Consider the following 25,953-nt stretch of genomic DNA (forward strand, 5'->3'; position numbering starts at 1 on the left):
TCACTTTAGTTTAGTGATGACGATCTAAGAGGCGTTTTTCGTTTGGTATAGGTTATTTCAGGAGTTCTGGATGAGAGGGCCTATTATGGTAAAGGAAAGTATGGCAAAGGAATGCATCAAATCAGCTTGTCCGTATTGTGGCGTAGGTTGTGGGGTTGAAATCAATCATAAAAATCAGATTGTAGGCGACCAAACACACCCAGCCAATAAAGGCGCTTTGTGTGTGAAAGGTTCAGCATTGGCAGAAAGTTTAGATATGCCATCTCGCTTACTCTACCCAAGAATCAAAGGTGAGCAGGTTGAGTGGTCAAATGCGATTGAAAACATAGCAGATAAACTGTATCGCACCATGGAGGAATATGGGCCTCAAGCTATCGGCATGTACGTATCAGGGCAATTACTGACGGAAGACTACTATGTGGCCAACAAGCTGATGAAAGGTTTTGTAGGGACAGCCAACATTGATACCAATTCACGTTTATGCATGTCTTCGGCGGTGGCCGCTCACGTTCGCGCTTTTGGGGAAGACATTGTGCCTGTGAGCTATGACGATATCGCCCATACCGATCTTATTGTGATAGTCGGTGCAAATACCGCATGGACGCATCCGATTTTGTTTCGTCGAATTCAGCAAGCCAGAGAAGCGAACCCGAATGTGAAACTTGTCGTTATTGATCCACGAAAAACCATCACAGCAGAGCAAGCGGATTTGCACCTACAAATTGATAATGACGGTGATGTATTGCTTTTTAATGGTTTATTGAATTACCTCATAAGTCAAAAAGCGCTGAATAATCCATTTATTGAGCAATATGTGAATGGTTATGATGAGTTGGAAACATCCGTATTAATTGATGATTACTCAATGGAAACTGTTAGCCAGAAATTGAGTGTTAATCCTGTTTTACTGGAAACCTTCTATCAATGGTTTGCTCAATCACCGACTGCGATGACGTTATTTTGCCAAGGAGTGAATCAATCAGAATCGGGTACTGATAAAGCCAATAACATTATTAATGCCCACTTAATAACTGGAAAAATTGGTCAGTCAGGCTCTGGGCCTTTTTCGATTACCGGTCAGCCAAATGCGATGGGAGGGCGTGAAGTCGGCGGATTAGCAAACCAACTGGCGGTGCACCGTGGTTTTGATGAGCATTCCATTAAACAAGTTGAACAATTTTGGCAAGCACCGAACATCGCGACCTCACCCGGTTTAAAAGCCATCGATTTATTTAACGCCGTTGAGCAAGGTGAGATTAAATTCTTGTGGATCATGGCGACTAATCCTGCGGTTTCTATGCCCAATTCTACGCAGGTGAAACGCGCTTTAGAAGTGTGTGATTATGTTGTGGTCTCGGACATTACATCTCATACCGATACCGCGCAATTGGCCGATGTACTATTGCCTGCATCCGGTTGGGGAGAAAAGCAAGGTATGGTGACCAACTCGGAACGTTGCCTCACTAGACAACGACAATTTACTGCACCACCAGGGCAAGCTAAGCCAGATTGGTGGATGGTAGCGCAAGTGGGTAAGGCTTTGTGCCAAAAGCTTGGCGTCGAATCGGGTTTTGAATTTCAATCAGAGGCCGCTGTGTTCCGTGAATATGCGGCTTTATCGGGAATCAATCGAGATACGCCTTTAAAATTTGATTTATCGAGCTTAAGCAATATAACTGATGAGGATTACGCCGCTTGGCAACCTCAATCATGGCCTTTAAATGGTCAGCCAGTGTTACAAGATAAACATGGCCCTTCGCTGTACTTTCCAACCCCGAATGGCAAAGCCAATGTAGTCATCCCAAATACAATTAATGGCTATTATGACAAGGTAAAGGTCGAGTTAGATGAGTGTAAAAGCCAACCGAAAACTTGGTGGCTAAATTCTGGTCGTCAGCGAGATCAATGGCATACCATGACAAGAACAGGGCATATTAGTCACCTAGCCGCCAGTGAAGTCGAGCCAACATTATATCTGCATCCGATTGCAGCCCAACAAGCGCAATTGACAGAAGGGACGCTGGTCAACGTTCGTCATCCTAATCACGACAATCAATTTATAGCTCGCTTAGCGGTCGATTCTGGCCTCACTCACCAGCAAGCCTTTATGTCGATGCATTGGGCGGGAAAATTTGCCGGTCAAAGTCAGGTGAATACCAGTTTAGCGAGCTTAGCTGATCCGCATTCAGGCCAGCCTGCTTTTAAATCTCAACCGGTTATTATTTCAAGTTTCCCCACCAGTCATTATGGCTTATCTATTGGTGTTGATTTTAGTTCGCTCAATTATTTAGCGCCGAGGTGGCCATACATGAGCTTACAGCATGTAGAGTTTACTGCCGCTCGTTCTAATGCTCTCTATCAGCAAGGTGTATGGCGTTTTGCTGATGTTAATGCGATTACCAAGTCAGAAATTCAAGCATTCGTTCAACAACAATACCCCAACAGTCAGTGCTTAATTTTAGACCAAGACTCGTCATGGTTAGCGGTCATTTTGGTTTCAAATGTTGTGATTGGAGTGGTGTTTGTGTCAACGCAACCAATTGATTTATCTTTAGATTTTTTACAGCCCTTCATTCGAGAGAAATTTAATTTAGGCGGGCTACTTTCAGTATTGAGCGCCAAGGGGGGATATGCGAGCAAATTGGTTTGCAGCTGTTTTCGCGTTACCGAACAAGATATTTTAGAACAGCTAGATCACTCGCCTAATATGGGGTTAAGAGAGCTACAGAATACATTGAGTTGCGGTAAGAATTGTGGCTCTTGCATACCTGAAATAAAACGCTATTTGTCTCAATCAATTGATGTTGTGACGATTAAATAACGTTGTGAGAGATAAGCCATATCATTATTGATAGCACAAGGAAGTGTGTGATGAAAAATATAAATACAGAAAAATGCCGTCCAATGAATAATTCGATTGCGCTCCTTAATACAAAGAGAATAGACCGCCATTTACTTTGCACCAAAGCATCGAGTTCAAACCGAAAGGGCAAAGTACTATTAGTCGGGGCAGGGCCGAATGATCCTGAGCTATTAACCATCAAGGCTTATCATGCTATTCAAAAAGCGGATGTGGTGGTGTTTGACCGTCTAGTCGGCAGTGAGATTCTTGATTTGATCCCAGAGCATTGCGAGCAGATTTATGTTGGAAAACGTTGCGGTCAACCTAGCTTAAAACAAGATGAAATTAATCAGATCTTGATTGAGCAATCACAGCAAGGAAAAAGTGTTGTGCGCTTAAAAGGCGGCGATCCGTTTATTTTTGGCCGTGGAGGAGAAGAAGCACTCGCCCTAATCGAACAAGGGATCGAATATGATGTGATTCCAGGTATTACTGCTGCGATTGGCTGCGCAGCTTCTGCCAAAATTCCGCTCACCCATCGTGGAATTTCACGTAGTGTGACGTTGGTGACCGGTCATGTCATGAATGGTGCGTTTGATTCTTGGACAGGTTTAGTTGGTTCAGGTCAAACGGTGGTGTTTTATATGGGATTGGAACAAGCACACTCTATTCAACAAGGATTACGAGCCTCGGGTTTATCTGCGACGACACCGATTGCGATTATCGGTAACGGATGTAGTCTGCAGCAGAAAACGTATACTGCGACACTCGATTCATTACCTCGCTTAGCCAAGCAATTAAAAGGGCTGACACCAGCGTTAATTGTGGTCGGCGAGGTCGTGGCATTGCGCGACCAATTAATGGCGGAATTAAAAGAAAATGCCAGTCTACCACTTTAGAGGTATTTTGTTGTTTTTGAAGGATTTATTTGCTTAATCGGCATGTATGTTGCTGCTTATTAAAGATTGATATTCGACCATTGCAAGGATGCAAAGTCATGGCTCAACCTTTATTACCTAATCAATCATTATTACCCAGTCAAGCATCGCCAAATGACACTACATTGATTTCAAAAAACACACCGTTGATTGTCTGTTGTGACAATACCGCTCAGCAGGTCAAGTTGTGTGCTCAACTTGCCCAAGATTTTGAAGACATTACTGCGTGCTCGTTAAAGCAGCTTCCAGAGCGAGTCCAGCATCAGCCGAATGCGTGTCTTGTTGTATCGTGGCAAAAACCCTGTGGCGAATTGGCGTGTGTGATTGAGTTTGCCAATAAAAAATCGTTACCACTTCTGTTGTTAACTCAACATCTTAATCATAATGACGCTCACTATCTTGCCGGTTCAAATGGTTATGCTTTATTACCTTTAGCCACTGAAGGAAGCTTGATGGGGTGGATTCAATATGCACAAAACATTCGTCTTACGGAGATAGCACAAACCCAAATCATTCATAAACTAACCCAAAAAGTCGATGACAGAAAATACGTTGATCAAGCCAAAGGGCTATTAATGAAGCTGCATCATTTAGATGAGCAACAAGCTTATCAAGCACTCAGAACCTCTGCGATGAAGAATAGCCAAACCTTAGGGCAAGTGGCAAGAAACCTGATTTCTACCTTAGAAAATTTAAGTTTGTAGGTATAGCCATTAAGATTTTAAGGGTTTAACTAGTGCACACCTGCACCATAACTATTCATCAATCAGTGAAGTCGCTTCCAGTATTTGATAACCCACTGAAAAATAGGCGTATGTAAAGTTGGCACGGAAATTGGATTCTTTTTAAAAGAAAGAGACAGAAAAATTATCGATGAAGTCAGTTATCAATGGCGGTAACGGGATCATCAAGAACAGCAAAGGCGCTAGCGATCTTAGGATCGGTAGCGCCTTTTTTATTGGATTTTATTGTAATCGGGACATGGAGTCGCACATGAAGAAAACACTGACGTTATTGGCTGTTGGAGTCTCTCTGGCATTCACACCGTTAACCCAAGCCAAAGTGACCATCGGAGAGCCAGAAAAAGAAGATCTCACGTTTGGCTTTATAAAGCTCACTGATATGGCTCCTCTTGCGGTCGCTTATGAGAAACATTACTTCGAAGATGAAGGCCTTTATGTCACGTTAGAATCTCAAGCTAATTGGAAAGTGCTTCTTGATCGGGTGATTGATGGTGAATTGGATGGAGCCCATATGCTGGCAGGTCAACCGCTTGGCGCAACCATTGGTATAGGGACGAAAGCCGATATTATTACTGCCTTTAGTATGGATTTAAATGGTAATGCGATTACCGTTTCAAATGATGTTTGGCAGCAAATGAAACCTCAGTTAGCCAAAAGTGCCGATGGAAAAATTGCTCATCCCATTAAAGCTGATGCGCTAAAGCCCGTCATTAAGCAATACAACAGTGAAGGTAAGTCTTTCAAAATGGGTATGGTGTTTCCAGTATCAACCCATAACTATGAACTACGTTATTGGCTTGCTGCGGGCGGAATAAACCCAGGATTTTACGCACCCGAAAAAGGGGATAACAGCGGTACTTATCAAGCCGATGCGCTTTTGAGTGTGACACCACCGCCACAAATGCCAGCCACCATGGAAGCGGGCACTATTCATGGTTATTGCGTAGGTGAACCATGGAACCAACAAGCGGTGTTTAAAGGGATTGGTGTGCCGGTTGTGACCGATTATGAAATCTGGCAAAACAACCCAGAGAAAGTATTTGGTGTGTCCAAGCAATGGGCAGAGAAATACCCAAATACTCACTTACGTGTGGTGCGCGCCATGATCCGCGCCGCCTATTGGCTAGATGAAGAAAACAATAAAAATCGCAATGAAGCAGTGGGTATTTTAGCGCGTAGCGAGTATGTCGGAGCCGATAAAGCGGTGATCGCTAACTCGATGACCGGCACCTTTGAATACGAAAAAGGCGATAAGCGAGATATCCCTGATTTTAATGTTTTCTTCCGTCATAACGCAACGTACCCGTATTACAGTGATGCAATTTGGACTTTGACTCAAATGCGTCGTTGGGGACAAATTCCACAGTACAAACCAGACTCTTGGTATATGGATATCGCGAAACAGGTTTATCGTCCCGATATTTATAAAAAAGCCGCTCAGTCATTGATTGATGACGGCACGTTTAACGCCTCCGATTTTCCTGAGTTGAATTCGACAGATGGATTCCGCCCCCCTCAAAAACACTTTATCGACCACATTACCTTTGATGGTAAACATCCGAATGCGTATTTAGAAAAATTCAGCATCGGCTTAAAAGATAAAGACACGATTTAATTATTCATCACATTCAAGGAAGACTCACTATGTCGAATTCAGCCGTTATCTCAAGTAAAAAGAAGAACAATGTTTTTTCATTGTTACCTTATCACTCCGGCCAAGCGTCGATTTCACGAGCGAAAAAATGGCTGCTACCCGTTGTGGGTGTGGTGGTATTTCTATTGATGTGGAGCCTCGCCGCCAAACAAGTGCACACCTCTTTAGGTACTTTGCCGGGGCCTTATGAAACGGGTCAACAATTTTCAGGTTTAGTCAAAGAACACTTTGCCAGTCGGGAGCGCGAAGAGGCGTTTTATCAGCGTCAAGAAACTCGCAATCAAGCGAAGCTCGCCAAAGATCCGAATGCCGATGTGCGGATGCGTCCTTATACCGGTAAAGCGACTTTTTTTGATCAGATTGGTACGAGCTTGGTGACCGTTGCCGCAGGCTTTTTACTCGCGACAGCAATTGCGATCCCTGTTGGGATTGTCCTGGGGCTGAATCAATCCCTATATCAGGCTTTTAACCCGGTGATTCAACTGCTTAAACCTGTGTCACCGTTAGCTTGGTTACCCATTATTACCATGGTCGTGAGTGCCACGTATGTATCGGACGAACCGATGTTTGATAAGGCTTTTATTAACTCTCTTCTGACCGTGTGTTTGTGTTGTATTTGGCCAACATTGATTAACACCACAGTAGGGGTCAATAGCGTTGATAAAGACTTGCTGAATGTGAGCAAAGTATTGCGTTTGTCTTGGTGGCAACACGTTAAAACCATCGTTCTCCCTTCTGCGGTTCCGATGATTTTTACCGGGTTACGTTTGTCGATTGGTATCGCCTGGATGGTGTTAATTGCCGCGGAAATGCTGGCGCAAAACCCAGGGCTTGGAAAGTTTGTGTGGGATGAGTTTCAAAATGGCAGCTCGGATTCCCTTGGGCGCATCATGGTCGCGGTGATTGTGATTGGGTTTATTGGATTGTTGTTTGATAAGGGCATGTTGTTACTACAGAAAAAAATCTCATGGGATAAGAAGCAAGAACTTCGCTAAGCACACACCGTTTTCGAAAAAATCTCAGGATGGAGAATGAATATGACTGTTATGGAAGCCGTTAAATCAAGCGAGCAAGTGAAAAATGATGATCAACTTGCTCCTGAACAAAAATACTATCGCCCGATGGTCGAGTTAACCCGATTAGGCATGCGATTTCCAACTCCGAAAGGTGAGTTTATTGCCTTAAAAGGCGTCGATTTAACCATTAAGAAAGGCGAATTTGTCTCACTGATTGGTCACTCTGGTTGTGGTAAGTCAACCGTGCTTAATCTCGTCGCAGGGCTGACTTTACCGACCGATGGCGGCGTGATTGTTGATAGTCGTGAGGTGGATGGTCCGGGGCCAGAGCGCGCCGTAGTATTCCAGAATCACTCCTTATTGCCTTGGTTAACGGTGTATCAAAATGTCGAATTGGCCGTTAAGCAAGTGGCTAAACAAAAAGAGCAAGGCAAAGGTAAAGCGTGGATTAAAGAAAGAACCGAGCATTATTTGGCGTTAATTCAAATGCAGCATGCTGCCGATAAAAAGCCGGATGAAATCTCGGGAGGGATGAAGCAACGAGTCGGCATTGCCCGTGCGTTAGCTCTACAACCTAAGGTGCTATTAATGGATGAGCCTTTTGGCGCGCTAGATGCTTTAACCCGTGCTCATCTGCAAGATTCATTAATGAAAATTCAAGCCGACCTAGGTAACACCATCATTATGATCACCCACGATGTCGATGAAGCCGTATTGCTGTCGGATAAGATCGTCATGATGACCAACGGTCCATCCGCCACCATAGGGGAAGTGCTGGATATTCAATTAGACCGCCCTAGAAACCGAGTAGAGCTGGCTAATGACCCGCAATATCAAGGCTATCGTCAATCAGTCTTGAAATTTTTATATGAAAAGCAATTACACCCTCAAACCGATGATGAAGCGGAATCGGTATCAAAACCACTTAAAGCGAAAGTGACCTTCGCTTCAGACATCAAACGCGCATAAGGAGTATGCCATGAGTAAGTTAATCAGTCGCTCGCCAAGCGGTAAACAAAATTTAGTTATCGTGGGTAACGGTATGGTTGGGCATCACCTTGTTGAACGTTTGGTTGAAGCCAAGGCGACGGATCATTATTCAATTACTGTGATCGGCGAAGAGCGTTTTGTTGCCTACGACCGAGTGCACTTATCATCGGTCTTTTCCGGTCAAAGCCATCAAGATTTACTCCTGAGCAGTGAAGATTGGTATCAACAAAATGATATTCGCTTAATTCTTGGCAGCAAAGTCACCACACTCGATACCGAAAACCAACGTTTAGTGATGGACGATGAAGATGTGTTGGCATACGACAAATTGGTGCTCTCGACGGGTTCTTACCCTTTTGTTCCACCGATTGAAGGCAATGATCGTGAGCAATGCTTTGTTTATCGAACGTTGGATGACTTAACCGAAATTCGTCAAGCCTGTGAGAAATCGAGTTCTGGCGCGGTGATCGGTGGCGGTTTGCTTGGGCTTGAAGCGGCCAACGCATTACGTTTATTGGGCGTGGATACTCATGTGATTGAGTTTGCGCCAAGATTGATGCCAGTACAATTAGACGCCGGTGCGAGTGGGGTATTGGAAGACAAAATTAAAGCGCTCGGTTTGCATGTTCATCTTGATACCGCCACCACCTCAATTACCGATGGTGAAACCGCCAAGCATCGTTTGAACTTCAAAAATGGCGACTATATTGAAGTGGATGTATTGGTGTTCTCTGCGGGTATTCGTCCACAAGATGCCTTGGCGCGGCAGGCTGGGTTGGTGATTGGAGAACGTGGCGGCATTGTCATTAATGATGAATGCCAAACCAATGATTCAAATGTTTACGCCATTGGCGAGTGCGCGCTGTGGGAGCAAAAGATCTTTGGTCTTGTCGCGCCCGGCTATCAAATGGCGCGGGTAGCTTGCGGCAGTTTATTACAAGATTTTGTCATTCCAACGCAAGGCTCTAAATCAACAACAAGCTTTAAAGGTGCGGATATGAGCACCAAGCTGAAATTATTGGGAGTGGATGTCGCATCCATTGGTGATGCTCAGATGATGACTCAAGGCGCGCAAGAAATGGTGCTGCAAGATACCGTGGTCGGGAGCTATAAAAAGCTGGTGGTTAATGCGGAAGGGGATAAATTATTAGGCGCAATTTTGGTGGGTGATAACCGCGATTATGACGCTTTGCTGCAATGTTATCTCAATGAAACCCCGTTACCCGATCACGCCGCGCATCTTTTATTTGATACCTCCATGTTGTCAGGCGAAGTCTCGGACACTGCACTCATTTGTTCTTGTCACAACGTGACGAAAGGCGACTTAGTGGAAGCTATCCATGCTGGTAGCCATGATTTAGCATCACTGAAATCTTGCACCAAAGCGGGGAGTGGCTGTGGCGGTTGTAGCAACATGGTGAAAACCGTGCTGGATAATGAATTGGCGAACATGGGAATGGAAGTCAATAACCATGTATGTGAGCATTTTGAATATTCACGCCAAGAGCTTTTCCATTTATGCCAAGTAGAAGAAATTAAAGACTTTGATACTTTGTTGGCAGAACATGGCCACGGACTCGGTTGCGATTTATGTAAACCCACCGCGGCTTCGATTTTTGCCTCACTTTGGAATGAGCATATCTTGGATCCTATTCATCATAGTTTGCAAGATTCTAACGATGCCTTTATGGCCAACCTACAAAAAGATGGCTCTTACTCGATTGTTCCACGGATTGCTGGTGGTGAAATTACTCCAGATAAACTGATCGCATTAGGGGAAGTCGCCAAGAAATATGACCTTTATACCAAGATCACGGGGGGGCAACGGGTCGATTTATTCGGCGCACAGATGGGCCAATTACCGGACATTTGGGAAGAGCTGATTCAAGCGGGTTTTGAAACAGGCCATGCTTACGGTAAATCACTGCGTACCGTGAAATCATGCGTTGGTTCTACATGGTGCCGTTATGGTGTGGATGATTCTATTGGTTTGGCGATTGAACTTGAGAATCGCTACAAAGGTCTGCGCTCGCCACACAAAATTAAAATGGCCGTCTCCGGTTGTACTCGTGAATGCGCTGAAGCCCAAGGCAAAGATATTGGGGTGATCGCGACGGAAAAGGGTTGGAACCTGTATGTGTGTGGGAATGGTGGCATGCGCCCACGTCACGCGGATTTATTTGCGGTTGATCTGACCAAAGAACAATTGATCCAATATATCGACCGAGTATTAATGTTTTACGTTAAAACGGCAGACCGATTGCAACGTACATCGGTTTGGTTAGAAAACCTAGAGGGCGGTCTAGAGTACTTACAGCAAGTTGTAATTGAAGACTCGTTAGGCTTGGCCGAAGCCTTGGAAGAACAAATGCAGTTAGTGGTGGATACCTATCAATGTGAATGGAAAACCGCGGTGGAAAATCCACTTAAACGTGCCAAATTCCGCCCGTTTATTAATAAAGAAGAGGGAGAATATGGCGTGCCGATGACTTATCAACGCATTCGTGAACAGCGTATCCCTACCACCTTTATTGATGCAACGGTGGCAGACTCGCCAGTTTCTATGGATGAGAAACAGCCTGAAAAAGTAGGAGCGTAATCATGTGGCATAAAGTATGTGAATTAAACCAACTCAATGCTTACCTAGGTACTGGCGCAATAGTTGATGATCAGCAAGTGGCTTTGTTTTATTTGCCATCAGAGAAAAAACAAACGTCTGAACAAGTGTTTGCGATTGATAATTGGGATCCGATTGGTAAAGCCTTTGTATTGAGTCGAGGCATTGTCGGGGATGTCAAAGGCACGCCGTGTGTGGCATCGCCTTTGTATAAACAGCATTTTGATTTACAGAGTGGACACTGTATCGAACAACCGGAGATACAAGTAAAAACCTGGCAAGTTAAGGTTGAACAACAAGCGGTTTGGATTAGTCGTTAATATAGCCTTCGTACTTGGAGATGCAGCTTTGTTGACTGCACTCACTTGTCGCCTCACTGCAACTCCAATTACTTTGGCTATAGTTTAGGGCGCTGCACTTTCGTTATTTAAACTATAGGATATCGAGCATTCGAATAACGACAAGCGCAGCGCCCGAGCAACGATGGATTAATCGCTACTCGCTTTAGGCTGCGTCATACGCAAGCTACTGACAATCGCGGCGATGGTGGCAAAACTCGCGGCGAGAATCAACGAAGCATGCGTACCGTTATCGTGGAACATATTAAACATTAATGCCACTAACGCCGCGCCAGTACTTTGACCAAATAATCGCGCCGTCCCTAACATGCCACTGGCACCGCCACTGCGATTACGTGGCGCGGATGAAATAATGGTGTGGTTATTCGGCGATTGGAATAAACCAAAGCCCGCACCACATAAAATCATCGGCCAAATAATATTAATATCAGCCGGATTTTGCGGCAACATGACGAGAGCAAACAGCCCCGTCGCCATAATGGCCATCCCGATCCCACCAAGTAAGCCTGCATGAAAACGTTCAATTAAGTACCCAGCAACAGGTGCCATGACCATAGTCGCGAGCGGCCAAGGGGTGAGCAGTAGTCCGGTTTCCACTTCGGTGCGACCGAGAACTGACTGCAAGAAAAAAGGCAATGAAACCATCGCAAGCATCTGAGCGCAGAATGAGCAGATTGAGGTGCACATAGAAAGTGAAAAAATCGGGATTCTAAGCAAATCAATCGGCAGTAACGGTACCGCCAACGTTAACTGGCGACGAACAAAGAAAAAGCCAATAACCGCCACCGCCACTAATTCAGCGCTGATCAAGGTGATGGATTGGCCTTGTGAAAAGCCGCTAATTGCTGAAATTAACAAACCAAATGTCAGCGCATTCATGATAGCGCTTGGAATATCGAAGCGTTGACCGGCTGACTTTTCTTGATTCGCGGGTAAGAATTTAAATGCCAGAATGAGCGCAATGATCCCAATGGGTACGTTGACTAAAAATAGCCACTTCCATGAAGCCACGGCAAGGATGGCCGCCGCCACCGTGGGGCCCGCAGCAGCAGAGACGGCCACTATGAATGAGTTAATTCCCATCCCTCGGCCTAAAAAGCGTTTCGGATAAATTAGCCGAATCAGAGCGGTATTGACGCTCATTAATGCCGCGCCACCAAACCCTTGCAATACACGAGCAAAGGTCAGCATTTCGAGTGAAGTTGAAAGGGCACAAAAGAGAGACGTACAACAGAATATGCCTAAACCGACTTGATAAACGCGTCGATATCCCACCAGATCGCCAATAAAAGACATCGATAAAAGCGAGATGATAATCGCGATTTGGTAGGCATTCACTACCCAAATCGACTCCGCAGGGCTGGCATTAAGATCGCTAGCAATAGTGGGCAGCGCAACATTGGCAATCGCCCCATCTAATACCGCCATGGTAATACCAAAAGCAATAGTGAGAATAGCCCCTAATCGTTGTGGATTGGGTAAACCATCGGTCATTGAATTATTCATTTTTTAAGACACAACATGAAAGGAAGTTAAGAAATATCTTGTAACATAGAAGCGGTCATTCTACGAGTAATAAATCGACCACAATAACGGAGTGGTGATGGTTAAAATAATAGCCTATCTATATGAAGTTAATGATATTTATTATTTACTTTAATTTGTGGTGACAGGCTTGAGTGCAGTGAGTGATGAGGTTTTTAGGTTGCTGAAAAAAGCGCGTCACGTTAGGCTGTCGACAAAATTATTGCAAGATCAAGAGGTTGATGTGGTAACGCAATATCAAGTGTATTTACGTTTAATTTTAATCTGGTTAGGGCTCGCCCTTTTACCGAGTGTTTTATTGTTAACGGATCAGCAAGTTTTCCCTTGGCTTGATCTGTCTCATTGGCCCGCAACATTACTGTACTATTTAACATCGACCGGAACCTCACCCTATGCGATTGTAACGGTGTTGGTGTTTTGGGCGCTTAGCTTTAAGTTTATGAATAAGGTTCATTGGCAGAAAATGGTATTGGCGACACTGTTTGGTTTAACGGTGAGTTTTACGCTGAATCATGGCCTTAAATCGCACTTTGAAGAGCCAAGGCCGAACTTTACATGGTTGAGTCAGCAAGCCGATTCCCCGATTGATTTAGCGACGTTTTATCAGCAAAAAAGCAAGGAACGTCGAGCCGATGTCAAAGCGGCTTTGCACCAGTATCAAGATGAATCCAATTCACAACAGCTCCATACTGTTCCACCAATGAATGTGTCGAAAAGCTTACAACATCATTGGGCCCATGAAGTGGGTTATGCCTTTCCATCGGGTCATACTATTTTTGCCATTACGCTGGTGCTAACCGCAAGCTACTTCTTGCTCCTTTCTGGCGCGACGAGTTTGAATATTATTGTATTTCTATGGGGCCTAGGTATGGGGACCAGCCGCATATTATTAGGTATGCACTGGCCACAAGATGTTCTCGCTTCAACCTGCCTTGCTGCCATCATTAGTGCGTTCAGCATTGTGATTATTGAGAAGCTTTGGGTGAGGTTTAAAGCTAAGTAGTGACTTGGAGTCAGGGCTTATTTACTTGAACCTTAACTTCTACTTGTGCCGAACTGACGGCTTTCGTTACACTGCTGATTGCATTCAAATATTAGGAAAACTGTACATGAAAAAGTTAATTCCGTTTATCGCCTTATTACTTACCGCTAATGTGTATGCTTCTGGGGGTGACCTGAAAGCGACGATGAAAGAAATGAAAATTGAATTCAATCACGCCGCCAAAGCACAGAATATTGATGAAATGAAAGCGCCCGTTGAAAAGCTGACGGCGTTAGTTAATCAAGCCAAGCAAGGCACTTACTCACCAGAAAAACAACAATTGTACTTGGAAGGTTTTAATAAATTGACCACGACATTAGATAGCGTCGAAACGCATCTTGATGCGGGTGAATTTGAGCAAGCAAAAGAAGAGCTACGCCAAGTTGATGATCTTCGTGTTGAATATCATGACAAGCGTAATCCAAGTATTTGGAGTAAGTTGTTCGGTTAAAAATGAATAAAACTGGGTTAGATCTTCTTTTGCTAGAGTGGAAGATCTGACTCGGGTTGTTGATCTATCTATTCATCGAAATAAAGCTTTATCTAGTTTGCCTCCAAAGTGGTTCGGCGTAACCAACCCCATCCAACTTCCCCTTATATCGACTTCTACTGCCAAGTGACATTATCTACCAAGGGGAAGAGCTGTTCTTTGTCGCTTTTACTCTCATGTTTACTATGGTTAATTGAATGCTGTAAGCGACTTAAGTCGTCATGACAGTGGAACCTAAGCAGATCAGGAATAGGTTTATCTAGTGCTGAATGTTGGAAACTTGAAGCTGGTACATCTTAAATATATGCGGAGAAACAACAAGCGATCACCAATAACTCCCTCCCTTTACCAATGAAAAATACTTGGTATCAAGATTGACAGCCAAGGGAGGGCGGGGGAGGGTTGATGTGAGTGACTTATTTATGCCCCGAAATGATTTACGGTTCGAAGTTTGAGTTTATTTTCTTTATGTAAATTTGAGATACCAGTAGTAATTTGGAGTGAATTTCTAGCTAGTAAGGTTAAGGGGATCTGTTCCTCCCTACTTTGGTCCCCCTATTTTATTGATTACTGATGTTTATATAACTTTTAACGTCGTAGTCAGCACGTATCTCAAACGATATAAATAGTTGTGAGATAGGTCGTTGTACGTACGCTTGTATGTGCATATAGTGGTCTAAGTGATTGTTCAGGGGAAGGATGAAAAATGTTAGATTTTAGTCGGTTAGGTGGAACTAATCCTGTTGATAGCTCTTACAACCCACGAGAGATATTTCAGGCCCTTCCTAAGGTTAGTGGGAAATTTCAGTATCCACGTGATGTTCAAAGTCAAGTTTGGACGAAGTGGTATGAAAGAAGGGATACGAATAACTTAGTGATCAAAATGAATACTGGCGGTGGTAAAACGTCAGTAGGTTTACTAGTGCTAAAAAGTTGTTTAAATGAAAAGAAAGGCCCTGCGGTTTATGTTGTGCCAGATAACTACCTTGTTGATCAAGTCGTATTGGAAGCCAAAGAGCTTGGTATTGAAACAACGAAAAATCCGCATGACCCGAGATATCTATCTGGGAATAGCATACTAGTTATCAATATACATAAGCTTGTTAATGGTCGCTCTGTTTTTGGTGTTGATGATGAGGGAATTAAAGTACCTATTGGAAGCATTATTGTTGACGATGCTCATGCGTGTTTAGATACAGTTGATCAGCAATTTACGATGGAAATCCCTTCTACTTCTCGGCTATATGATGAGCTGCGTTCTATTTTTGACAGTGTACTAGAAAAGCAAAGTCATGCTAAATACCATGAGATTTTGAGTGGCGACTCTAGTGCATTCTTACAAGTGCCGTTCTGGAGTTGGCAAAAGCAACAAGCACTAGTAACACAGACACTTGTTAAATACAAAAGCGAGCGTGACATAGAGTTTTCATACCCGTTACTTAAGAATCATCTTCAGCTAGCAAACTGCGTATTTAGTGCAAGTAAAGTTGAGATATCTCCTCACTTTATTCCTATTTCAGTGATACCTGCATTGGGGCAAGCAACTCGTAAAATATTTATGACTGCAACACTTGCAGACGATAGCATTCTCTCTACTCACTTCGGCGTGAACCCTAGTAAACTATCTAATCCGATAACTCCAGACAGTGCTGGAGATGTCGGTGATCGCATGATCTTACTACCTCAAGTTATTAACCCTAAGATAACAGACGAAGATATCCAACAGTTATGCAAAAATGTTTCAAAAAAACATAATGTTGTAATTATAACGCCGTCGACATATCGAACTCAACAATGGGAAGGTTTAGCTGATCTCACATTGAACTCAAGTAATATTAGTGAAGGTGTTGCTCGTTTGAAAACTCAACACGTGGGTTTAGTGGTATTGAATAACCGATATGATGGTATTGATCTACCCCAAACAGCATGTAGGCTCTTAGTTATCGATGGTCTACCAGATGCAAGAAACTTGATTGATCGAGTCAAGCAGTCCTCACTGATGTCGAGTAACTATGACAATGTAGAAAAGATTCAGCGGATCGAACAAGGCATGGGGCGTGGTGTTCGTTCTAGTGATGACTACTGTGTGGTTTTGCTAGCAGGGAAGGGGCTGACAAGCACTATTTATACAGATAATGCTATTGATAACTTTTCACCAGCTACTCGTGCGCAAATGAACATATCGGAAAGTATAGCAGGGCAAGTAGCGGATAAACCAATTGCAGAGCTAGAACAGTTGATGGACTACTGTTTACTACAAGATCCACAGTGGGTTGGGTACAGTAAAGGGCAACTAGCTCAGTTGACTTATCGCGAGCGAACTGAAAGTAAATCAATTAAGCTCTCACTTTATGATGCTTATTTAGCTGCTACTCGCGGTGATGTAAATGGCGCATGTAGAATCATTGAAGCTACCGCGAATGCTTGTGACAATAACGCTTTAAAAGGATATCTAAAACAAGTATTGGCTGAATATACAAACATAAATGACGAAACCCAGGCTCAGCTGATACTTCTTAATGCAAATACTTATAATCAAAGACTTTTAAAACCATTGTCTGGACTTAGCTATACTAAAGTGAATGATTTAACCCAAGAGCAGGCAGAGCAATGCTCAAGTTATTTGAGTGGTAAGTTTTTGATAAAAAACAAGATGATTATTGCTGCAAATGCTGTTATTGACGACTTATATTTCAAACCTAAGTCAGCAAATAAATTTGAAGCTGCGATGGATAATTTAGCAAAAATGTTAGGTTTCAATAGTCAACGACCAGAACTAGCTTATAACAAAGGACCCGATAATCTTTGGTCTATTGGAAATCAGCAATATCTGGTTATTGAGTGTAAAAACGAAGCAACCTCAGACACTATTAATAAGAGCTACTGTAACCAGCTAAATGGTTCTTCTACTTGGTTTGAAAACCAGTATGACTTCACAAGTCAGCATACACCAATAATGGTTCACCCTTCAGTGAAATTTGAATACGCATCTTCACCTAAGCCGACAATTCGTATTATTAATGAACAAAAGTTGCAAGAACTTCGTCATAATACGCTTAGCTTTTTTGAATCTATCTCTACTAATAATGAGCTCAATAATGTCGATGCAATACGTGAGAAATTAGCAACGTACAAGCTTCGAGGACAAGATATAGAAGAGCACTATACAGTACCTTTTAAAGCATAACTACGGTGATTATTAAGGGAGCAATAGCTCCCCTTTTTGTGTTAGTAGTCAGCCATTTGAATCAAAAGAGGTAGGTAAATGGACTGAGCTTCACCAACGGCTTTCGATGACAAGTTTAGTGATTTGCCATACCTATTAATTAATTGCTAATGTTCTATTTCCAAAACACATTTCTGTCCAAATCCCAGTTTCAACTTTTAGTATTTGCCAGAAAAAGTCATATTACCCCCTAATCCCAACCTATCGCTTCACAACAAAAAACACCCCATTGATCAAATATCAATGGGGTGTTTTGTTTTGGCTTTTGTTAGTTATAGCTTGGCAATAGTTTCTTCTTTATTGCTTTTGGTTTTCCTACTTTGCTTTTCTGCTTGCTTGATGAGTTTCAGCAAGGTTTGAATATCGTAATCTTGCTGCTGAGGGCCGTATAAACTTGCCATCAATCCGTTGATCTCTGACTGGATACTGTGTTTGAGATCGTCGGTTATATTTGAATGCTGAGCTTGCCACTGAGCAAAAGCACTTTGAATTTTTGCCCCATCTTTGGATTTAACCGCCTCACTGAAGTTGTTTGATTGTGCTTTAATTGGCGTAGTTTCCTCAGTGGGTGTTTGAGGCTGTTTACGCTTTTGTTGTATCAATAATGCGAGTGTTATAAACCATAAAACCGCAAATAGGGCAGTCGTGTATGGCCAAAAACTTGCGTTAGTACTATTAGATTCTGGTGCGACTTGAGGCTCAGCTGTTTTATCACTTTTGGCTGTGTTAGTGGTATTTTCTGGCTGTACGTTTGGCGTTTGTGATGGTTGCGGTGCATTCTCATCGACTTTCGCTTTTAAAGTCACCCCATTTACTTTGGCGGTTTCTGCTTGGTTGGTTTTTGAGTTCCACCAAGGCACGCTCACCGATGGCAAGGTAATGTCGCCAGATTTTTTCGGCATGATCACTTGTTTCAATGTCATGACGGTATTGCCAGATTTATCCTGACCAAATTTCGGCTTTTCGCTGTAAACACGTACGGATTTTGGGTAGTCAATTTTAATATCAGGCAAGCTTTCTGCGCTCATGTCTTGTACGACTAGGGCGAGAATGCGGGTAATGGGTTGACCAACCGTGGCCTCTATCGCGGTTGATGAATCGAGCATGTTACCTTCACTGTCTTGCCAAGCTTGTTGCAATGTGAGCGATTGGGTTGGTAGCCATGCGCCTTGATACGAAGTGGGCTTTTCTTTCACGGTTAAGGTGATCGGGTCTGATTGCACATCGACCGGTACAATGCGTCGGGTACCGGTTGTGCGGCTGATACTAATCACCGAGGCTTGTAGACGAGTGGGGATCAACTTATGTGTTCCGGATTGTTCGGCGGTTACTCGGTAATCTTGCTCTACCACCGTCGTTTCAATGCCATTAATGATCTTTTGATATTGGTTAGGCTGGCCTATTGGGTCGATGCTTAAGCCATCACCAGAAGGTGGCGTGAGTTTGGTGTTTTGTAAACCACGTGGGTCGGTCTTCACTAATAAGCGAGAAGTGAACGTTGCCATCTCTTTTGGGTATAAAGTGGTTTTTGAAATGCTGTCGTCAAAACTAATTAAGTCACTTTGCTTTGGTGTGCTTGGATCGTTGCTGACATGCAAGGTGATAGGGTCGGTTTTGACCCCATTAATGTCAAAGCTTGGAATGATCACTTCGCCCGACTTATTGGTCGCTAGGCTGATGTTCCATTCACTTCTTAAGGTGACTTTGCCATTAATGCTGTAACGCGATGAGCCAAACTGCACCGAGCCTTGAGTGAAATCTTTATCTAGTGCACTTGGATCGAAATCTTCTCGATGAGCCGCTCCCATATACGCCACTTGTAGATTAAACACTTCATTGGTGCTTAAGCGGGTTTGTGAGACGGAAGCCGTCGCCTGTATATCATTGGCAAATGCACTATGACTTATCGTCAGTGACATTAAAACTGCGCTCAATAGTAGCAACTGTTTATGGTAAGCACGCTTTAGTTTTGAGGTACTTAGCTGAGACAATAGTTGAGAAAAGATTGAATACATTGTGTTTTCCATTCGTCGAATTACCATTGCTGACCGTTAGATTCTGGTTGCGGATTTTGTTGAGCTTCAAGCGCCATTTGAGCCTGTAGTAGACGCTTTGCATCATCAGGGATCTGCTCTAGTTTGTTGAGTGTTGGATCAACGGCGACCGTGTTACCCGCTGGGTTGTTTTTATCTTGTTTGCTTGCCGCCATCGCTTGCTGTTTTTGTTGCTCTTCTTTTTGTTTTGATTGCTCAGCTTGCTGTTTCGCTTGAGCTTGTTGCTGCTGTTGAGATTTTTCTTGGCTGTTTTGTTGTGAGCTATTTTGCTGCTCTTTGTTATGTCGGCCTTGCTCACTTTGCTCAGATTGATTCTGATTTTGTTGAGAATCTTTATTCTGGTTTTGAGCGGATTGGTTCTGGTTGTTTTGTGATTGTGAGTCTTGCGACTGATCACTTTTTGACTGATCGTTTTGCGACGACTTATCTTGAGAGTTATCGCCCTTCGATTGCTCGTTTTGTTTATCTTGCGATTGCTTGTCTTGTGATTGTTGATCTTTAGACTGCTGTTTTTGAGAGTCTTTGTCGTTCTTTTGATTGTGCTTGTTCTTATCTTGATCCTTTTGCTGCTTATTTTTCTCGTCTTGGTTTTGTTGTTGCTTTTTCTGCTGCAAAGCTTTGTTCACTATGTCGAGATTCTTTTTCGCATCAGCATGATTTGGGTTGGTTTTTAAGATATTTTCATAGCCTTGTTTCGCTTGCTCTAACTGGCCGGCTTGGGCTTGAGCATTGGCTAAGTTGTAGCGTGAATCTTCATCGTTTAGGCCTTGTAAAGACTGAATCGCGGCTTGGTAATTACCGGCCTGATATTGAGCCGCCCCTTGCCATGCTCGGTTTTCAAATTGCGTGGCGGCTTTGGCATAATCTTTCGCTTGATAAGATTGATAACCTTGTTGATCAGGCGTTTTAAATGCCGATGTAATGTCAAAACCTGATCTTGGAGGGGTTTGAGGCTGAGTCTCTTGCGCCGCGAAAGCATGCTGAGGTTGCAGCAAGGGCAGGCTGACTAAAAGTGCTAGGCTGAAAATGCCGCCACGGCGAAACGCGCCAAGGGCAAGAATAAGCAAGATAGGCAATAGCCAAAAACCATGATTAATATGTACTTCCAATTCTGGCGATCCTTTGTTTTCTTGATGGTTTTTTAATTCCACATGATTGAGGGATTGGGCGAGAGTTTGAATGTCGACATCATCGGTGCGAAGCGCGGTATAAACGCCGTGTCCAGTTTGTGCTAATGATTGTAGAGCGTTGAGATCCGCTTTAGCCACCACGGTTGTGCCATTGTGGGTGAACATATCACCACTTGGTAGGCGAATGGGTGCACCTTGCGCCGTACCGACTGACATGACGGATAAGTGCCAATTGGTGCCTTTTAACTGGGTCGCGATGTCGTTTGATTCGGCAGAGCTTAGCCCATCGGCAACTAAAATAATGTCACCTTGTTGATGGCCTGCTTGAGTCAACATATCGATGGCTTTTTTAACGCCCGCGCCCGCATTACTGCCATGGGTTGGCATAATATCGGGAGATAGGTTTGGAATTAAACTTGCGAGAGTGTTGGTGTCATTGGTTAATGGGCTGATCATATAACCATCGGCAGAGTAGGCGACCAGTCCGGTGGTGCCTTCTTTTAGCGTTGGCAATAAATCCATCACTTTGTAACGAGCTTGAGTTAAGCGATTCGGCGCAAGATCGGTCGCGTACATGGATAAAGTCATGTCCATCACAATCACTCGGGCATTATTTACGCCAAAGCTCGGAACTTGCTGTTTCTCAAAGCTTGGTCCAGCCAGTGCAATAATCGCAATCAGCCAAGCGGATAACAGTAGACCAACGACTGAGCTATGCGTTCTTGTTTGATCAAGCCCTAATTGCTGGCTTAAATGATTAGCAATTAGGCTGGTGGTTTTGGGTTTGCGATATAGCCATACACTGAGGAATATGGCCGGAATAATTGCATATAACCAAGCAGGGTGAAGAAGTTGAAAATCAGACATGTCGTCTCCTTAATACGGCAAGGATGAATGACAAAATTAATGCTAAAGCGAGTGGATAAGTGAACCATTCGGTTTGTGGACGCCAGGTTTGAGTCGCATTGCTGACCGGTTGCAACTGATTGATGGTATCGTAAATTTCGTTTAGCTCTTTCTGATCACGAGCGCGGAAATATTTACCGCCCGTCATTTGTGCAATTTGAGTGAGCGTTTTTTCATCCAGATCTTGAGCGGTATTCACCGTACGACTACCAAAGAAGCTATCTACTTGTAATTCACCAGCACCAATACCAACCGTATAAATAATGGCGTGGTTTTCTTTCGCAATATTGGCCGCTTCAATGGGATCTATAACACCCGCCGTGTTACTACCGTCACTTAATAGAACGATCACACGTTGTTCTGCTTCACTTTTAATAAAGGTTTTGGTGGCAATGCCTAGGCCTTCACCAATCGCGGTTTGAGTACCGATCATATTTAGTTGGGCACGGTTTAATTGCTGCAATACGGTGGTGCGATCGAGCGTGAGTGGCGTTTGTAGATAAGCGTGATCAGCAAATAAAACGAGCCCTAATCGGTCACCTTTTCGCTTAGCAATAAAGTCGGTTAATACTTGTTTTACCGCGCTTAAACGGTCGATATAGCCGGAAGGAGAATTCATATCTTCTTGCGCCATAGAGCCTGATAAGTCGACAACCAGCATCATATCGCGATGTTTGGGCTGAAACTCGACAGGTTTGCCGTACCATATTGGTCTTGCTGCGGCGGTGACCAATAATAGCCAAATTGCCACCGCTAATGCTTTAAGGACAATGTGTTGTTTTTGTTGGACATTACCCTCTGTTGGTAGGGTAGGTAAAACAATGGCGGCCCTTGGTTGATGAGCTGGAGCAAAAAAATACACAATCAAAGGCAGTGGTAAGGCTAAAAACACCCACACCCAATGAAACTCAAACATCGTCTTTAGAACCTTCTGCTGTTGAATGTTGATTCTTCGATTGAAGTTCAGTGAGAACTCGTTCTTTTTCAATTAATGATTTCGGCGATTTGGATGCAGGACGAGCAGCAGACACAACACCGTCTGAGAGATCATTCGATGATTGTTTGAGGGCTTGTTGAACCGCTTTAATGCTCTTTTTGCTTGGCGGTAACGCTTGTTCAATCCAGTCTTCAACTTGTTTGTATAATTGATCCGCCAGCTCTTCAGTGACAGGCTGTTTTTGATATAAAGCGACTTGCCATTGTTGTTGGTTGGTTTGAAAGTTGGCTTTTTTCGATGGGTGTTGTTCATCTAAAAAACGATACCAACGTTCACCGTGTAAACTGGCGAGCATCGGTCTTGGGTAGTAAGACAAGCAAACTTGACGAAGTAAGTCATTGGCCGTGGCAACTTTTTTCTGCCCTTGTTGTTTGGTGCTGTTTTGAGCCAGCAATCGCAGCGCAGCCTTTTTGGCTAAACGGCGTTTTTTATAACGAGAGGCTGCAATGAGCGCAATGATGACCGACAAGATGATGATGGCCGCGCAAGCCCACCATCCCCAAGCGATAGGCCATAAGCCGGGTTCTGCAGGTAGATGCAATGGGGCTAAAGGAAGTGCTTGAGAGCCAGCCTCAGATAAAGCAGGTTGAGCGTGTGATACCGCAGATAATGGATCGTTATTCATTCATATTTCCTGAAATTGGTGCTGAAGATGAAGGCGCACCTAGTTGAGATAATAAAGGCTCTGCACATGATAAAGAGCGTAGCGGGATAGCGAGGCTTTTACAGATTTTTTCTATTTGATTGAGATGTTCAATATAGCGGTTTTTTAGTTGCGTACGGGTATTTTTTTGCCCGAAGTTCAACCAGCGAGTTTGTTCACCATTGCTAACATATTCACTACCACGGAAATCAGTGCTGCCCATTTCTAGAGGATCGAATATATGGATAAACTGTAATCGGTTATGTTGTTTAAGCTGGTTGAGTAATGGTTTTCCATCTAAGTCTAATCGTTTGAAATCGCTGATGAAAACAATATCACTGCCTTTCGGGCACATACGATGCAAGGTTTGAAGGACTTGCTGAAATGGTAACGTTTCAGCTGGCTTAGCGTTTGATTGTTGTTGTGCTTGCAATTGCTCGAGCGCTTCATTATTGAGCTGAACCAATTGGTGACTAATATGCAATGCACCTTGTTGGCGAGCGGTGGGTTTTAGCTCAATTAGGCGGTCTCCCATATCAATCACAGCACCAATGCGATCTTTTTGTTCTACCGCGAGCCAGCTTAATAGACTAGCTAAATGCGCACATTGAACGGTTTTAAACAGCAATTGAGAGCCAAAACGCATGCTTGAGCTGAGATCTAGATATAAGATCACTGGCTGTTCACGCTCTTCGGTAAACAGCTTGGTATGCGCTTTTCCGGTACGTGCCGTGACGCGCCAATCGATTGAGCGAATATCATCACCGGCTTGATATTGGCGAACCTCGGAAAAATTCATACCACGACCTTTCTGGCTACTCGTATGACTACCATTCAGTTGTGACCATAAACTTTTGCTTGGCGGCTGCCAATGTACCGTATGGCTTTTGTAATACAGCAGTTCTTTTAAGCTTAATTCTACGCCCGTTGCAAAAGGGGGTAACTTTTGCTCCATCATGCACTGCCAACCTGTGCTAATAATTCTGCGATGACGCGGTTAGTGGTCACGCCTTCAGCTTGTGCTTGATAGCTAAGTAATAAGCGGTGACGCAATACAGGGAAGGCCATAGCTTGTACATCTTCAGGGCTGACAAAATCACGACCTGCAAGCCAAGCATGCGCACGAGCACAGCGATCAAGTGCAATAGTCGCACGTGGGCTGACTCCCATTTGTAACCATTCGGCTAGCAGTGGGTTGTATTGTGATGGCTGACGCGTTGCCATAATGAGACGAATAATATATTGCTCAACATTTTCGGCCATGTGAATAGATAAAGCAGCCTGTCGAGCATCGAAAATGGTTTGTTGAGATAACTTCACAGGTTGATTGGCAAGGTGACCTTGAGCTTCTCCACGGTTAAGACGCAAGATGTCTAATTCACTTTCAGCACTTGGATAATTGACTTCGAGGTGCAGTAAGAATCGGTCTAATTGTGCTTCAGGAAGAGGGTAGGTACCTTCTTGTTCAATCGGGTTTTGAGTTGCCATCACTAGGAATAGGTCAGGTAATTTATAAGATTCACGTCCAACTGTAATTTGCTTTTCTGCCATCGCTTCTAGCATTGCTGCTTGAACTTTAGCAGGCGCACGGTTGATTTCATCAGCTAAAATAAGCGAATTAAATATAGGGCCGGCTTGGAACGTAAACTCTCCCGTTTCAGGGCGAAAGATATCCGTACCTGTTAAATCGGCTGGAAGGAGATCTGGGGTAAATTGCACGCGATGAAAATCACCTTCAATACAATCTGCTAAGACTTTAACTGCACGGGTTTTGGCAAGCCCTGGAGGACCTTCCACTAATATGTGCCCATCAGCAAGTAGTGCAACTAATAATTGTTTAACTAATTCATTTTGGCCAATCACTTGAGAATTCAAATATTGCTGGAGCTGGGCAAAAGTGTCCGAATGCATGGTCAAAATATCTCCTGATATGTATGAGAAAGTTGTTTATATATTTAAAATGCCCACAACATGAAATGTGACATTTTGTAACTTGAATTTTATGACCATCCGAATACTAAAAAGTTCTTACTTCTGAGATCTAAAATCGGTTAGCGTATTTAGATGATTGATTTTTATTCATAATATCAGAGCTAAAATGAAAAGTAAGACATATATAGGATTGGGAAGGGCGATTTCAAAGCGCTTTTCTGGTAGTTGTGAGCCAAAGCCGTTAGAATTAATACAATTGATTTTATAAATTGTAACGTTGGGAATTAGATCATGAGTAATGATATCGAAAAAGAGCTAGAGCAAATGTCGGCAGAAATGACAGACGCTCCAGAAACGCCATTACCAAGCATTGAAGAACAAAAAGCAATTGTTGCAAAGCTTAAGCAACTAGAAGCTGAAGGTAAGTTAACACCAGAAGTTCTTGAAGAGCATTTCGGTAAGTTTAACGATGATGAAGCACGTCCAGTGCATTAATTTGTTTTGAATGAATAGATAAAACGCCTGCCTTTAAGCGCAGGCGTTTTTTTAGGTATTCATATAACCGTTGATGGAATACACAGTGTTAGAAAAAGAGAACCTGATAAAGCTAGCTCGCATGCCGATGCCATTTGGTAAGTATGCAGGGCGAATGTTAATTGATTTACCTGAAGAGTATTTGTTGTGGTTTCAAAATAAAGCTGAATTTCCAAAAGGTGAACTAGGGGATTTATTGAGGCTATGTTTAGCACTGAAAGTAGAAGGTTTAGATAGCTTAGTGAAACCACTAAAATGCTAACTTCTTTTGTCTCTATGGTAGACATAAAAAAGT

The 25,953-nt window shown here is 43.4% G+C and carries 20 protein-coding genes; 13 read left to right on the forward strand and 7 right to left on the reverse strand.

Going from position 1 to position 25,953, the window contains the following annotated elements; translation table 11 throughout:
- Positions 1 to 100 precede the first annotated feature (100 nt).
- From VRUMOI_RS13460 to nirD, 8 genes are all read left to right on the forward strand, one after another.
- Positions 101 to 2,821 (forward strand): nitrate reductase, encoded by a 2,721-nt coding sequence (locus tag VRUMOI_RS13460; protein ID WP_089138122.1) that lies wholly within the window; start codon positions 101 to 103, stop codon positions 2,819 to 2,821.
- A gap of 83 nt (positions 2,822 to 2,904) precedes the next feature.
- Positions 2,905 to 3,741 carry a uroporphyrinogen-III C-methyltransferase gene (gene cobA / locus VRUMOI_RS13465; protein ID WP_408646309.1) on the forward strand — a complete coding sequence of 279 codons (837 nt, stop codon included), beginning with the start codon at positions 2,905 to 2,907 and terminating at the stop codon, positions 3,739 to 3,741.
- 98 nt (positions 3,742 to 3,839) lie between these two features.
- Complete coding sequence (locus VRUMOI_RS19795) at positions 3,840 to 4,484, forward strand: ANTAR domain-containing response regulator (protein ID WP_089138124.1); 645 nt, start codon at positions 3,840 to 3,842, stop codon at positions 4,482 to 4,484.
- A 289-nt stretch (positions 4,485 to 4,773) separates the two neighbouring features.
- Positions 4,774 to 6,138 (forward strand): CmpA/NrtA family ABC transporter substrate-binding protein, encoded by a 1,365-nt coding sequence (locus tag VRUMOI_RS13475; protein WP_231897549.1) that lies wholly within the window; start codon positions 4,774 to 4,776, stop codon positions 6,136 to 6,138.
- Positions 6,139 to 6,167: 29 nt separating this feature from the next.
- Positions 6,168 to 7,172, forward strand: a complete 1,005-nt coding sequence (locus tag VRUMOI_RS13480; RefSeq protein ID WP_162598405.1) for an ABC transporter permease — start codon at positions 6,168 to 6,170, stop codon at positions 7,170 to 7,172.
- A gap of 126 nt (positions 7,173 to 7,298) precedes the next feature.
- Complete coding sequence (locus tag VRUMOI_RS13485; RefSeq protein ID WP_089138150.1) at positions 7,299 to 8,162, forward strand: ABC transporter ATP-binding protein; 864 nt, start codon at positions 7,299 to 7,301, stop codon at positions 8,160 to 8,162.
- Positions 8,163 to 8,172: 10 nt separating this feature from the next.
- Positions 8,173 to 10,782 carry a nitrite reductase large subunit NirB gene (gene nirB / locus VRUMOI_RS13490; RefSeq protein ID WP_089138125.1) on the forward strand — a complete coding sequence of 870 codons (2,610 nt, stop codon included), beginning with the start codon at positions 8,173 to 8,175 and terminating at the stop codon, positions 10,780 to 10,782.
- A 2-nt stretch (positions 10,783 to 10,784) separates the two neighbouring features.
- Positions 10,785 to 11,120, forward strand: coding sequence for a nitrite reductase small subunit NirD (gene nirD / locus VRUMOI_RS13495; protein WP_089138126.1), 336 nt, complete (start codon positions 10,785 to 10,787; stop codon positions 11,118 to 11,120).
- A 168-nt stretch (positions 11,121 to 11,288) separates the two neighbouring features.
- Here the strand turns inward: nirD and VRUMOI_RS13500 are convergent, their stop codons facing one another.
- The gene (locus VRUMOI_RS13500) at positions 11,289 to 12,653 is read right to left on the reverse strand and encodes an MFS transporter (RefSeq protein WP_231897550.1); all 1,365 of its coding nucleotides are present in this window, start codon (positions 12,651 to 12,653) and stop codon (positions 11,289 to 11,291) included.
- Positions 12,654 to 12,843: 190 nt separating this feature from the next.
- Here VRUMOI_RS13500 and VRUMOI_RS13505 point away from each other — a divergent pair, with 190 nt between their 5' ends.
- From VRUMOI_RS13505 to VRUMOI_RS13515, 3 genes are all read left to right on the forward strand, one after another.
- Positions 12,844 to 13,707, forward strand: a complete 864-nt coding sequence (locus tag VRUMOI_RS13505; protein ID WP_231897574.1) for a phosphatase PAP2 family protein — start codon at positions 12,844 to 12,846, stop codon at positions 13,705 to 13,707.
- 106 nt (positions 13,708 to 13,813) lie between these two features.
- Positions 13,814 to 14,197, forward strand: a complete 384-nt coding sequence (locus VRUMOI_RS13510; RefSeq protein WP_089138128.1) for a cytochrome b562 — start codon at positions 13,814 to 13,816, stop codon at positions 14,195 to 14,197.
- 745 nt (positions 14,198 to 14,942) lie between these two features.
- Complete coding sequence (locus tag VRUMOI_RS13515; protein ID WP_089138129.1) at positions 14,943 to 17,423, forward strand: DEAD/DEAH box helicase; 2,481 nt, start codon at positions 14,943 to 14,945, stop codon at positions 17,421 to 17,423.
- Positions 17,424 to 17,734: 311 nt separating this feature from the next.
- Here VRUMOI_RS13515 and VRUMOI_RS13520 read toward each other — a convergent pair whose 3' ends face one another.
- Genes VRUMOI_RS13520 through VRUMOI_RS13545 form a run of 6 tightly spaced genes read right to left on the reverse strand, consistent with a single transcriptional unit; the run spans position 17,735 to position 25,103 of the window.
- Positions 17,735 to 19,477, reverse strand: coding sequence for a BatD family protein (locus VRUMOI_RS13520; protein WP_162598406.1), 1,743 nt, complete (start codon positions 19,475 to 19,477; stop codon positions 17,735 to 17,737).
- A gap of 20 nt (positions 19,478 to 19,497) precedes the next feature.
- Positions 19,498 to 21,513 carry a vWA domain-containing protein gene (locus tag VRUMOI_RS13525; protein WP_089138131.1) on the reverse strand — a complete coding sequence of 672 codons (2,016 nt, stop codon included), beginning with the start codon at positions 21,511 to 21,513 and terminating at the stop codon, positions 19,498 to 19,500.
- Entirely contained in the window at positions 21,506 to 22,468 is a 963-nt protein-coding gene (locus VRUMOI_RS13530; protein WP_089138132.1) for a vWA domain-containing protein, read from the reverse strand. The genes VRUMOI_RS13525 and VRUMOI_RS13530 overlap by 8 nt, the downstream gene beginning before the upstream one ends.
- Positions 22,461 to 23,174 (reverse strand): DUF4381 domain-containing protein, encoded by a 714-nt coding sequence (locus VRUMOI_RS13535; RefSeq protein ID WP_089138133.1) that lies wholly within the window; start codon positions 23,172 to 23,174, stop codon positions 22,461 to 22,463. The genes VRUMOI_RS13530 and VRUMOI_RS13535 overlap by 8 nt, the downstream gene beginning before the upstream one ends.
- A complete protein-coding gene (locus VRUMOI_RS13540; protein ID WP_089138134.1) occupies positions 23,167 to 24,147 on the reverse strand; it encodes a DUF58 domain-containing protein in 981 nt (326 codons plus the stop codon). The genes VRUMOI_RS13535 and VRUMOI_RS13540 overlap by 8 nt, the downstream gene beginning before the upstream one ends.
- Positions 24,147 to 25,103, reverse strand: a complete 957-nt coding sequence (locus VRUMOI_RS13545) for an AAA family ATPase (protein WP_089138135.1) — start codon at positions 25,101 to 25,103, stop codon at positions 24,147 to 24,149. Before VRUMOI_RS13545 ends, VRUMOI_RS13540 begins: the two co-directional genes overlap by 1 nt.
- A gap of 312 nt (positions 25,104 to 25,415) precedes the next feature.
- On the opposite strand from VRUMOI_RS13545, the gene VRUMOI_RS13550 reads away from it, so the two are divergent.
- Together VRUMOI_RS13550 and VRUMOI_RS13555 are read left to right on the forward strand one after the other, a co-directional pair.
- Positions 25,416 to 25,619 (forward strand): chromosome partitioning protein ParA, encoded by a 204-nt coding sequence (locus tag VRUMOI_RS13550; RefSeq protein ID WP_089138136.1) that lies wholly within the window; start codon positions 25,416 to 25,418, stop codon positions 25,617 to 25,619.
- 85 nt (positions 25,620 to 25,704) lie between these two features.
- Positions 25,705 to 25,920 (forward strand): DUF3820 family protein, encoded by a 216-nt coding sequence (locus VRUMOI_RS13555; protein WP_089138137.1) that lies wholly within the window; start codon positions 25,705 to 25,707, stop codon positions 25,918 to 25,920.
- Positions 25,921 to 25,953: the final 33 nt, after the last annotated feature.

It is taken from the genome of Vibrio rumoiensis (genome assembly GCF_002218045.2).
GTDB classification, from domain to species: Bacteria; Pseudomonadota; Gammaproteobacteria; order Enterobacterales; family Vibrionaceae; genus Vibrio; species Vibrio rumoiensis.